Source organism: Limosilactobacillus coleohominis, assembly GCF_016901675.1.
Lineage (GTDB): Bacteria > Bacillota > Bacilli > Lactobacillales > Lactobacillaceae > Limosilactobacillus > Limosilactobacillus intestinavium.
Map to the genome: position 1 here is coordinate 1 of NZ_JACJKU010000049.1, position 11972 is coordinate 11972.

The 11972-nt window shown below is 40.1% G+C and carries 12 protein-coding genes and 2 pseudogenes; 10 read left to right on the forward strand and 4 right to left on the reverse strand.

What is annotated here, in order from left to right; translation table 11 throughout:
- The coding region (locus H5975_RS05565) for a mucin-binding protein (protein WP_204785221.1) at positions 1–2754 on the forward strand (2754 nt) is incomplete at its 5' end.
- Positions 2755–2791: 37 nt separating this feature from the next.
- Here the strand turns inward: H5975_RS05565 and H5975_RS05570 are convergent.
- Together H5975_RS05570 and H5975_RS05575 are read right to left on the reverse strand one after the other, a co-directional pair.
- Positions 2792–3130 carry a fluoride efflux transporter FluC gene (locus tag H5975_RS05570; RefSeq protein ID WP_204785222.1) on the reverse strand — a complete coding sequence of 113 codons (339 nt, stop codon included), beginning with the start codon at positions 3128–3130 and terminating at the stop codon, positions 2792–2794.
- Complete coding sequence (locus tag H5975_RS05575) at positions 3127–3504, reverse strand: fluoride efflux transporter FluC (RefSeq protein WP_204785223.1); 378 nt, start codon at positions 3502–3504, stop codon at positions 3127–3129. The genes H5975_RS05570 and H5975_RS05575 overlap by 4 nt, the downstream gene beginning before the upstream one ends.
- Before the next feature lie 181 nt (positions 3505–3685).
- Here H5975_RS05575 and glyA point away from each other — a divergent pair, with 181 nt between their 5' ends.
- The 7 genes from glyA (at position 3686) to H5975_RS05610 (ending at position 9858) form a co-directional block, all read left to right on the forward strand.
- Positions 3686–4921, forward strand: a complete 1236-nt coding sequence (gene glyA / locus H5975_RS05580; protein ID WP_204785224.1) for a serine hydroxymethyltransferase — start codon at positions 3686–3688, stop codon at positions 4919–4921.
- 16 nt (positions 4922–4937) lie between these two features.
- Positions 4938–5567, forward strand: coding sequence for a GntR family transcriptional regulator (locus tag H5975_RS05585; RefSeq protein WP_204785225.1), 630 nt, complete (start codon positions 4938–4940; stop codon positions 5565–5567).
- Positions 5568–5863: 296 nt separating this feature from the next.
- On the forward strand, positions 5864–6937 hold the full coding sequence (locus H5975_RS05590; RefSeq protein ID WP_204785226.1) for an AEC family transporter: 1074 nt from the start codon (positions 5864–5866) through the stop codon (positions 6935–6937).
- Between the two features lie 25 nt (positions 6938–6962).
- On the forward strand, positions 6963–7970 hold the full coding sequence (locus H5975_RS05595) for a 2-hydroxyacid dehydrogenase (protein WP_204785227.1): 1008 nt from the start codon (positions 6963–6965) through the stop codon (positions 7968–7970).
- A 112-nt stretch (positions 7971–8082) separates the two neighbouring features.
- Positions 8083–9381, forward strand: coding sequence for a Y-family DNA polymerase (locus H5975_RS05600; RefSeq protein WP_204785228.1), 1299 nt, complete (start codon positions 8083–8085; stop codon positions 9379–9381).
- Positions 9362–9682, forward strand: a complete 321-nt coding sequence (locus H5975_RS05605; RefSeq protein ID WP_204785229.1) for a hypothetical protein — start codon at positions 9362–9364, stop codon at positions 9680–9682. Before H5975_RS05600 ends, H5975_RS05605 begins: the two co-directional genes overlap by 20 nt.
- Positions 9682–9858, forward strand: a complete 177-nt coding sequence (locus tag H5975_RS05610) for a hypothetical protein (RefSeq protein WP_178662112.1) — start codon at positions 9682–9684, stop codon at positions 9856–9858. Before H5975_RS05605 ends, H5975_RS05610 begins: the two co-directional genes overlap by 1 nt.
- Positions 9859–9880: 22 nt before the next feature.
- Here H5975_RS05610 and H5975_RS05615 read toward each other — a convergent pair whose 3' ends face one another.
- Positions 9881–10669: a LysR family transcriptional regulator gene (locus H5975_RS05615; protein WP_204785230.1), complete on the reverse strand. Its 789-nt coding sequence runs from the start codon at positions 10667–10669 to the stop codon at positions 9881–9883.
- Between the two features lie 26 nt (positions 10670–10695).
- On the opposite strand from H5975_RS05615, the pseudogene H5975_RS05620 reads away from it, so the two are divergent.
- Both H5975_RS05620 and H5975_RS05625 read left to right on the forward strand, forming a co-directional pair.
- Positions 10696–10842, forward strand: a pseudogene (locus H5975_RS05620) (aldo/keto reductase); the annotation flags it as partial.
- Position 10843: 1 nt separating this feature from the next.
- On the forward strand, positions 10844–11707 hold the full coding sequence (locus tag H5975_RS05625; RefSeq protein WP_204785231.1) for an aldo/keto reductase: 864 nt from the start codon (positions 10844–10846) through the stop codon (positions 11705–11707).
- Between the two features lie 137 nt (positions 11708–11844).
- Here H5975_RS05625 and H5975_RS05630 read toward each other — a convergent pair.
- Positions 11845–11972 (reverse strand): annotated as a pseudogene (locus tag H5975_RS05630) (IS30 family transposase); the annotation flags it as partial.

Consider the following 11972-nt stretch of genomic DNA (forward strand, 5'->3'; position numbering starts at 1 on the left):
GTATATGTCTACGTCACTGATGATAGGTACAGTAAGAATTATCAATGGTATGCGATTGCGCCAAATGCCTATCGGGATATTTCAGTCAGTTCTACTGGGGCACCAATTAAAAATCCAACTCGTTCACAGATCTACCGGATTTCCAATACTGCACCAAGACAATTGAGCTTTAATGGCAATACCATTAATGTCCCGGCCTCGCTCTCTATTAAAACCTTGAGTGGTTCTAAATTGAGTTCTAGTCCTGTTTATGGTTTAGGAAACCAAAATAGCATTAGCTATACTGACAAGGTAGATATCACTCCTAATAATCAATCATCCGCGATTGAATACATTTATCGTGACAAAGATGGTAAGTACGACAACTTTGCTGATTTCTTGCCTGCAAACGTTCCAGTACCAGGGATTACTGGCCAAAACTTCGTTATCTCCAACGTTAATAATTACAAGTTAGTTCTAAAGGGCCACTACCTAACTAATCAACAAGGAAGTCTAGCCAACACAGCTAATGGTAAGGATTTTGCTGGCACAGTTTCTCAATTCCAAATTAGCCACTATTACCAAAAGACGCTTTACAATTGGGACCGGTCAATTAATGAAATTTTGGTTTATGAATTAATCAGTCCAGATGGGACCATGAACATTTCCCAAATTTTACCAGACGGCAGTGTTCAAACTTTGCAGGTACCAAAGGGTTCTTATAAGCAGTTCAGCAACGGGACGTATGCTCGGAATCCATTTGAGAACACAACGAGTTCAGTTCAATTGATTTATGCTGATTTGGGTCACATTATTCCAGTTGATCAAGATGGTAATGTTATCTCTAACATGCAACCAATTTATAATAATGATCCTGCAGATCCACATAAGGCGGATACAACTGCTTCACCTGATTTAACCAGTCAAGGTTGGGTATTACAAGACCCAAGCCAGCAAACCATTACGCCAGTTAATCCGGGAGAAGATACCCGTGTTGTATATGTCAAGCTTGTAGTAACTAATCAACAAGTTACGGTTAAGCAGACCGTTCAATATCAATATAGTGATGGTATTACGGAGGGACGGCCAAACTTGCCTAAAGAAAATACTCAATTTGCCGAATTTACTCATCGGGTGGTTACTAATCCGTTTACTGGTGACATCCTTGAGGATAGCTGGACACCGGACCAACAGTTTACAGCGGTAACGTCACCAGAAATTGCTGGTTTCTACCCTGACCAGTTATCTGCAGGTGGTAATAATCAAGTTACTCATTTGACTCCAGATGTGACCTACGTTGTCAAGTACTTTCCACGAACTACTGAGGAAGATAGCAGAGTTGTTACCCAGACCATTAGTTATCAATATGCGGATGGAATCACAGCTGAGCGACCTGTATTGCCAATGGAAAATCAGCAACAACTAGCATTTAAACGAATTATTGTGCGAGATGAGCAGGGAAAAATTATTCATGATTTTTGGACGCCTGCTAGCAAGTTTAATGTAGTTACAACACCTGAGTTACCCGGTTTTTATGCTAACTTAACAGAAGCCGGAAGTAACGAACCCGTTACACAAGATAGTCCAGATACATCATATGTGGTCTTATATGCTCCTGGTCGTCAGTTTAAAAATAAGAAGACAGTTACTCAGAACGTTCACTATCAATACGCTGATGGTATTACTGAAGGCCGGCCAGAATTGTCAAAAGATGATGTACAGTCCGTTGAATTTACTCAAACCATTATCATTAATCCATGGACTGGTGAGGAGGCAGATACATCAGCTTGGGCACCGGAAAAGAACAAGTTTAGTGCTGTTACCACTCCTGAAGTAACTGGCTTCTATGCTGATAAGGCAAGTGCTGGGTCTAATGATGAGAATGTCACTGCAACCTCTAGTGACACTTATTATGTAGTTAACTATGCTGCCCCAGTTTCCACGGTTGTTGAAAATAAGACTGTCTACCAGCATATTAAGTATGAGTACGCAGACGGCATTACGGCTGGCCGTCCTGAATTGCCAGATGATGATACTCAAGAGTTAGTATTTTCACGGACGGAAACGATAAATCCATGGACAAATGAGGTAATTTCATCATCTTGGAGTCCTGCCCAACAATTTACTGTTGTAGAAACTCCGGGACTGACAGGCTTCTACCCAGACCAAGAGTCAGCCGGAAGTGCTCAGGACGTTAATTATGACAGTCCAAATTCTGAATATGTGGTTAAGTATGCAGCGCCAGATATCACTACAGAGACAAAATCAGTTCACCAGGTAATTCGTTATGAATACGCGGATGGGGTTACGAGTGGCCGGCTAAGTTTGCCAGCTAACAATGAACAGACGCTAACCTTTACCCATACGATTGTTAAGAATCCATGGACAAATGATGTCATTTCAGATACTTGGACTCCGGCACAAAGTTTTGCTACTGTTGTGACACCTGAAATTCCCGGGTTTGAACCAGATTATGCTTCAATTGAAGGACAACAGGTTGACCACAATAGTGAGAATTTGGAATACGTTGTTAAGTACACTAAACTTAGTGACAATGAAAAGCCTGGTCAAAATGGCGAGGATCAAGGACAAACTACTCAACCAGGAAAGCCAACCAGTACACCAACGACATCAATGAATGCTAGCCAATCAAACCACAATCAAGCTCATCGATTACCACAAACCGGTAACCAAAATGCTGATGCAATTGTCGGCTTAGGCTTATTAAGCGGAATGCTTGGTATGTTTGGCTTTGGCAAACGAAAGGAACACTAGCAAAAAGGGACGATTTAAAATCGTCCCTTTTTCGTGTTTAAATCTTTAATCCTAAGAAAGCGAGGGCAATTCCACCGCCGTAGGATAATAAAAGGTATAGTCCCATTGTGAACCACCGGTGTTCGTCAATCAGTGCGAGTAATTCAGTATTGAAGGTGGAGAAAGTTGTATATCCGCCTAAGACGCCAACTCCCCCAAAGTTAATCGCCATTTGATTATTAGCAAAGTGATTAGTCAGTAATCCTAGTAGAAAGGCACCGGATAGATTAATTAACAGGGTTGCAAGCAGCCAATCCCACTGCATTCTTTTATAGATACTAGTAATCCAATAACGAATTACAGCACCAATCATTGCGCCACATCCAACGATCATCATGAATGGACCTCCTTACCAAGGCGACGGGCAATTACAAACCCACAAACTGCCATTAGCAGACCGCCAACACTACTGATCAGGAAATAACAGATAGCCGCTGACCAATTTTGTTGGGAGAGGTGGACAGTTGCAACTGCAAACGAGGAGAACGTTGTAAAGGCACCAATGAACCCCGTTCCTAGACCAGTTGATAACCAATCTGCAAAAATTCCTTTTTCAATAACATAGTAGGTGAGCAGTGCCAATAGAAAGCACCCGAGTAAGTTAGCAACAATAATTCCGCTGATGGGGAGCCACTGACTCAACAAGGAACGTGAACACCCGCCAAAGAAAGCAAAAATTGCCACACTAAGATAATTGCGCAAGTTTGTCATTAATCAATTTCCTCCAAATAATTACGGTGATGATCATAACAGATTCACAAATTAGATCGCAAATGGAAATTTGAACTTTGGCAACTATTGAAAACTAGGAATAATATTAACCGCTTTCTAGACGATTTTTGGTATAATAAAATTACTGTTTAATGCGTTGAAATAGAAAGGGGTTCATACCATGCAATACGCACCATATTCACCTGCTCTTTTTGAAGCTATTCATGATGAAGAAAAACGTCAGCAACAAACTATTGAGTTAATTGCCTCTGAAAACATTGTTTCAGACGCAGTTCGCGAAGCTCAAGGTTCAGTACTAACTAATAAGTATGCGGAAGGTTACCCTAACAAACGCTACTATGGTGGTTGTCAATACGTTGATCAGGTTGAACAATTAGCAATTGACTATGCTAAGCAACTGTTTAATGCTGAATTTGCCAACGTACAGCCACATTCCGGTTCACAAGCAAACATGGCAGTGTACCAAGCATTGCTTAAACCTGGAGATACTATTCTAGGAATGGGGATGGACGCTGGTGGACATTTAACACACGGTTCCAATGTTAACTTCTCCGGTAAGCTGTACCATTCTTATGGCTATGGACTTAGTCCAGAAACGGAAGAATTAGATTTTGATGACATTCGTGCGTTAGCACTCAAAGTACGTCCACAATTGATTGTTGCTGGTGCTTCAGCATACAGCCGGATCATTGATTGGCAAAAGTTCAGAGGCATTGCGGATGAAGTGGGAGCCTACCTAATGGTTGATATGGCGCACATTGCTGGACTAGTAGCGGCAGGAGTACACCCTAATCCAGTGCCAATTGCGGATGTGGTTACTACTACAACCCATAAGACATTGCGGGGACCACGGGGCGGAATGATTTTAAGCAAGTCCCCAGAAATTGGTAAGAAAATCAATTCTGCGCTATTCCCTGGCATTCAAGGTGGGCCGCTGGAACATGTTATTGCCGGGAAGGCACAAGCACTATATGAAGATTTGCAACCAAGTTTTAATGACTATATTCACCAAGTGGTTAAAAATGCAACTGCGATGGCTGATGAGTTTAATCATTCTGAAAATATCAGAGTGGTTTCTGGTGGAACAGATAATCATTTAATCGTGTTAGATATTACCGATACTGGCTTAACGGGTAAAGAAGCACAAAGTTTGCTTGATGAAGTTAAAATTACGACTAACAAAGAGTCTATCCCTAATGACCAACGGAGCCCATTTATTACCAGCGGACTCAGGTTAGGTACTCCAGCAATTACCAGCCGTGGATTTGACGAAACTGACACCAGAAAAGTGGCGGATTTAATTGCGCAAATGCTAAATCATCCAAAAGATGATGATGTTCGACAAACTGTAATTGCAGCTGTTCAGGAACTAGTTAATAAACATCCAATTCAATAGAAGGCATGGAAAAGGCATGACGAGAAAAGAAGAAGCATATGACTACATTCGCAGTGAGATTGTTCATAATCATTTTCACCCGAATGAAGTTGTTTCAGAAAACCAGATCACAGATAAATTAAATATGAGTAGGACGCCGGTGAGGGAAGCGCTCAAGCAACTTGAATCTGACGGGTTAATCGAAATGCGTGGCCGTGAAAATGTGGTTGCACCATTAACAGTGGATGCTGTCCAAGAAGTTTATGAGTTACGCAGCCTTTTAGAAACGTTTGCTTTGAAAAAAACGATCAATTTGATTCCGATTGTCCGGTTGAATGAAATTGAAGAAGCTTTTGAAAGCGCAGCTGCAAAAAATGACTGGGATGAATACTTAAATGTGGATACGGAATTTCATGAATTGATCACACACATTGCGGGCCATCCACGATTAGCGCAGTTTCTAAACATTCTAAAAGCTCAAACAGCACGGACAAGACACGTCAGTTCGTTGAACCCTTACCGGATGAACAGGTCACTTGAAGAACACAAAGAAATAATCAAGTTGCTGCGGCAACGGAATCTGGACGAGGCTGAAAAGGCGTTAGCGTACCACCTTCAACGGGTGTACGATTCGGTTCGTTCATACTTAAATTATTTGAACGATTAGTGCAAAAAATTTATTAGTTAAGTTTAAGAGCTACTCTCCTATGATAGGAGGGGCGCTTTTTAATATCGTGAAATTTTAGTGAGAAAGGTTATATTAATGGGGTTTCTTTAGAAACTTTGTGAAATATAGAACAAAAATTATCTGAAAGGGTTGATTTATCTGCAAGGTTTGATAGTATATTGCTTGTATACAAGTTGTCGACAAGCTGTATGTCATCATTAAAAACGTTATAATAACGCGCTAACAGCAATTATTTAATACTCGATTGTTAGTAGCTAGTTGTAGGGGGACAGACTATGAATATCGGTAATGCTATTGTTAAGACGTTCACTAACCAAGCGATCGTCAGTGCAATTACCTCAACCATTTTTATTATCTTTCTTGGTTTCTACTTACGGAAACGTGGAATATTCGGCCCAAACTTTGGGAAAGTTTTGACTAAGGTTGTTTTATCAGTTGCTATTGCTGCACTGTCATTTAATTCATTCATGCAACCCATTAGTGAAAAGTCAATGCACCAAGGAATTGGTATTTTAGTATGGGGCTTTATCATTTACATCCTTTTGATTTTCTTGGCACCATTACTTTACTCTGGCCAAAAGCGTGACCGTAAAGAAGTTATGGGAATCTTGACCACTTTTGGTTCAACTACTTTCTTCGGTATTCCAATCGTTGGTGCCATCTATGGTGCTGAAGGGGTACTTTACAGTTCAATTTTCAACATTGGTTACCGGATTTTCCTTTACTCCTACGCATACATTAAGATGTCTGGATTAAAGATGGAAAAGGACAACATTAAGAAAATGTTCTTAAACCCAATTGTCATTGCCACGATCCTTGGGTTCATCCTTTGGATTATCCAACCAATGATTCCAACTGTTACCGTTCCATTAATGAAGAACGGTATTGCCGCAGGTGGTATGACTAACGTTGCTTTCTACCGGATTGATCAAACCGCTGTTTGGTTATGGCGTCCACTGAACTACTTATCTTCATTAGCATCACCATTAGCTTGGTTAGCAATTGGTTGTACTTTAGGTTCAATTTCATTGAAGGATGCCGTTACTAACAAGCTTTCCTGGTACTACTCATTCAATAAAGTTATTATCGTGCCATTATTTAACTTAGTAGTTCTTTTGATTTTGAATGCTACTCACATTTTGCCATTGAACTACGTTGCAATTGCAACTGTTGTTATTATGATGGCAACACCAACTGCTACGGTAGCAGCTGCATACGCTATTAGCTATGACCGTGAAGCCGTTCTGACTTCCAATGCATCATTACTATCTACAGTTTCTGCAGTTATTATGATGCCAATCTGGATTGCAATTCTTGGTATTTTGCAATCAGCAGGCATTTTCCACTAATTTTAAATAGAAAGGGAGCACTATCATGAAGATTGTATGTTATGGGGTTCGGCCAATTGAAGAACCATATTTTGAAAAATTAAATAAATACGACTTTGACCTAAAGTTAGTCACTGAATTTTTGACTGACGACAATGTCGATGAAGCAGAAGGTATGGATGCCGTTTTAATTCGTGGTAACTGTGCCGCCTCAGCAAAGAACCTCAAAATTTTTGCTGAAGACTATGGTATCAAGTATGTCTTTACACGGTCCGTTGGTTACAACCACATTGACTTAAAAGCTGCTAAAGAATTAGGAATTCAAATTGCCCGAGTACCAAACTATTCTCCATATGCTGTTGCTGAATTAGCAATGACATTAGGAATGCAGATGTTCCGTCATACGAATATCGCAACCATTGATAGTGCAGCAGGAAACTTCACTGTTACTCCTGATCTCTTCAGTAAAGAAATCCACTCCTCAACTGTGGGAATTATCGGTGCTGGTAAGATCGGTACAGCCGAGGCTAAGTTATATGATGGGATGGGAACTAAGGTCTTAGCATCAGATTCACATCCATCAAAACATGCTGCTGAATATGTAGAATTCAAGTCATTAGATGAAGTGTTAGCAATTAGTGACATTGTTTCTATCCACATTCCATACTTCCCAGGTGAAAATGAAAACTTTGTTGATGCAGAATTCTTGAAAAAGATGAAGAAGTCTGCCGTATTAGTTAACACCGCACGGGGAGAAATTGCGGATACGAAAGCAATTATGGAAGCAGTTAAGAATGGTGAAATTGCCGGATATGCTGGGGATGTCGTAATTGATGAAAAGGATATCATGGGTCATAAGTTTGATTCTGTTGATGACATTCCAAATGCAGAAGTTCGTGAACTGGCTAAGCTTTATCCAAAGGTAATTTTGACGCCTCACATGGGTTCATTTACCGAACCAGCATTGGAAGATATGATTTCGATTAGTTTCGAAAACTTCCATGAAACCTTTACTAATGGAACTAACAAGAACGTTCTAGAATATCAAGTTTAGAGGTAAGAACAGTCTTTCTAATCAGGAGAGACTGTTTTCATTTTTGCTCTTTACGAACATCTGTTTATTTAATATAATCATATTATGAACATATGTTCGTGAGATGAGAAAGATGATTACACAAGACGAGGCAGCAGGCGTATACGCTTTTATAGATAATAAGTCGTTTTATGCCACTGTCGAATGTACTGAACGGGGACTAGATCCGTTAACCACCCCGTTGGTGGTAATGTCTGAAGCTGAGAATACGGGAAGTGGCTTAGTACTAGCTTCGTCTCCAATGGCTAAGAAGTTGTACCACATTACAAATGTGAACCGGCGTCGTGATCTACCAGACGATCCAAACTTGTTAGTAGTGCCACCTCGGATGAATCTTTATATTCAAAAAAATACGGCCGTTAACCAGATTTTTAATGAGTACGTTACCGATGAAGACCTGATGCCGTATTCAATTGATGAGTCTTTATTGAATTTGACACATTCATGGAAGTTATTTGGAAATAATATTTTGGATGTCATTCAGCAAATTCAGCGTGAAGTGAAAGAGCGTGAACAACTGGTGGTTACAGTCGGATTAGGGAACAATCCTCTACAAGCTAAATTGGCACTCGACGTTTATGCAAAACATAATCGTGAATTTATTGGGGTAATTACTAATAATACCGTTAAACAAAAAATTTGGACTATTCCACAACTCAGGGATGTATGGGGGATTAACAAACGAACCGCGGCACGGTTAAACAATTTACACATTTTTAGTGTTGATGATCTAGCACATGCTGATCCATTCTATATTAAGTCGCAAATGGGCATCATTGGTACGAAGCTATATACTACCGCGTGGGGAATTGATCGGACCAAGATGATGCAACAGGTGCCGGTTAATGACCGCAGTATCGGCAATTCGCAAGTATTGCCTCGCGACTATCATTACCAAAATGAAATTGAAGTAGTGATTAAGGAAATCGGAGTACAGGTAGCAGCACGACTACGCGCCCAACACAAGCAATGTCAAGGTGTGCACCTGTTTATTGGGTATTCTATGGGAGTGGTTGATGACGCTGGTCAATCAGGATTTGCCCATTCAATAAAATTACCAGTCTCTACTGCCGAAACAAATCGCATTAACGAACAGTTAATTTGGTTATTTGAGAAGTACTGGGATGGACAAGCGACCGTTCGCCATATTGGTGTCGCATGTACTCGTTTATCGGCGCGTTTTGGAGAACAAATGGACATTTTTCATTCGAACCTAGAGGCTAGAGTGAAATTAGAAGGCACCATGGATGCTATTCGCCACCGTTTTGGTAAGTCGGCGATTGTCCGGGCAGCAAGTTTAAAACATGGTGCAACATATATTGCTAGAAGTCAGTTAGTAGGTGGTCACAGTGGTGGACAAAGTCTGGAGTAAAAAGGTAGGTCAGGAGATTGTTAGTCGCTTAGACAAGCTCTTTAAAAATAATATTATCCGAGTTCGTTATTGGATTATCGTTAATTACTATGCACCCAATCATGGTTATAATTTGTTCTTTAATATTTATCGTCCTTACCATTTCACGCGTTCCATCTCAATTGGTCAACTTAGTAATTGCTCATTTGAGGAGCTCATCATCTTCTTAAATGAAATTCGTACGAAGTACCATTTCACTTTACAATACCACCATTTTTCGAAAGATGAGCTGCGGCGATTGGCACGGGAGGTGAATCAGTAATGCGCTATTATAATGATTCAGAAGCAGAAAAAGTAGCAGAGAACTTTTTTAAATATTATTACCATGACCGCGGCAAAATGAAGTGGGGTGGCTTTTTCTTATCTGAACACCGGAAAGCATTACGAGACTTTCACCATGAACAAGTTCAAGAAGAGAATAACGAAAAAAAGCATTAGCAGATCAAATCCGCTAATGCCCTTATTTTGACCATAATTTGGTTAGTGCTTTAACTACTGGTGTAACAAGGCGCCGATCCTTTTTAAGGTAAACAGCATAAAATTCCATTTGAGCAGCTTCGTCACTAATGACAACTCGAGTTCGATCATCGTCATCTATTCGCTTGTGGTTACTCAATTCAGTAACGCTAGTACTGAAATATGGGAAGTTGGAGTAGCGAGTGATTTCTTGAAGGGCTGCCATTTCGCCTTGATAGAGGAACTTAGCCCCAGGAATCTGGTCTTGAATAATTTGTCGCCATGGTCCAATATCACTCAGTACAATAAAGCTCATGTCCTTTAGATCACTGAATTTCACACTTTGGTGATTAGCAAGGAGGGTAAATTGATCGATATTAACATCCAATCGCTCTTTACCAATATAGATTGACTCAACATCATTAGTCTGTACTTCTTCATGTGAAAGAATTAGAGTATCCTCATGGTTTTCTAGAAGACTGGTAACGTCATTTACAAGAATGAAATTACCAGTTTCAGAGGCAACATCCAGGTGTGGAATGTCAAGCTGGTTGGCCACGATCAATGGGCCAGGTGCCGTTCCACCAATCCAAATCACCCGTTGGCTTTCCGCATAATTTTTAACTCGATCCACTAATTTTTGGTTATCGTCAAGTAGCTTTTTGGCACCCTCAGCAGCCATTTGCCCAGCTTTAGTCAAAGTCAATCGATTTGGCTGACGATTAAATAATGGAACACCGAATTCTGACTCAAGTTTTTGCAATCCACGGGTAATGGTAGGCTGTGTAATCATCAGATTGTCCGCAGTTTTAGAAAGAGTACCGCTTTGAACTCTCCGATGACGACATGAAGAAGATTGCTGAATTAGACAAGAACCAAAGTCAGTTCTTTGATCACCGTGACCCAATCACAATTGAACAAATTTTTGGTTCTAGCTTGAAGCAAGTACAAAAGGAGGAAAACTAAGATGATAACCCCAACTTTTAAATTGAATGATGGTAATGCAATTCCAGTAATTGGATTTGGAACTTTCCAAATTCCTGCTGATGGCTCAACATATGATGCAGTTAAGATGGCATTGGACGCAGGATATCGTCACATCGATACTGCACAAGCATATTTTAATGAATCTAAAGTAGGAAAAGCCATTAAAGACAGTGGGATCCCTCGTGATCAAATTTGGGTGACTAGTAAACTTTGGTTACAATATTATGATTACGACACTGCAACTAAGACTATTGACCGAACTCTTCAAAAGATGGGCTTAGATTATCTTGACCTGTACTTACTTCATCAACCATATGGAAAGTTGACGGAAGCATGGCAGGCCTTAGAAGACGCTCAAAAAGCTGGTAAGTTGCATTCAATTGGTGTTTCTAACATGACACCGAAAATGTGGAAGAAGTTTGTTCCAGGATTTAACGTTACCCCAGTAGTTAACCAAGTTGAATTTAACCCATACTTCCAACAAAAGGAACTTTGTAAGCTCTTAGCGGATGATGATGTTCGTCTTGAAGCATGGGCGCCACTAGGTCAAGGTAATGCGGACCTTATGCATGAACCAGTGATTACTAAATTAGCTGAAAAGTACAATAAAAATGCTGGACAAGTAATCTTGCGCTTTGAAAACCAAGAAGGAATTGTGTTCTTTCCAAAGTCTGTCCATGAGGCGCGAATTAAGTCCAACTCAGATATCTTTGATTTTGAATTAACGCCTGATGAAATCGAAGAAATTCGCGACTTAGACAAAGGTAAGGGAATACATGACCCAGATGCACCTGGTGTTGGTGATGCATTGCTCAACGCTTATGACGTACATGCTAATGATTAACTATCAATAATAACGAAAATTTAACCCCTCCCAAATTAATAAAATGGTAGCTAGCAGAATATTCTGCGGGCTACCATTTTGTAATTAATGATGTTGTTTTAATAAACGGCAGATTGCAAGAAATAACTTGAACGAATTTAGTAATGTAGATTAAGTAAGAAGATCTCGATTGGTGTATGCCAATTAAGACATTTAAGTGGCCGTGAATTCAGATACCAATTGATTTGAACCAGTTGGTAATCACTTAGTTCTTCAATGGCTTGTC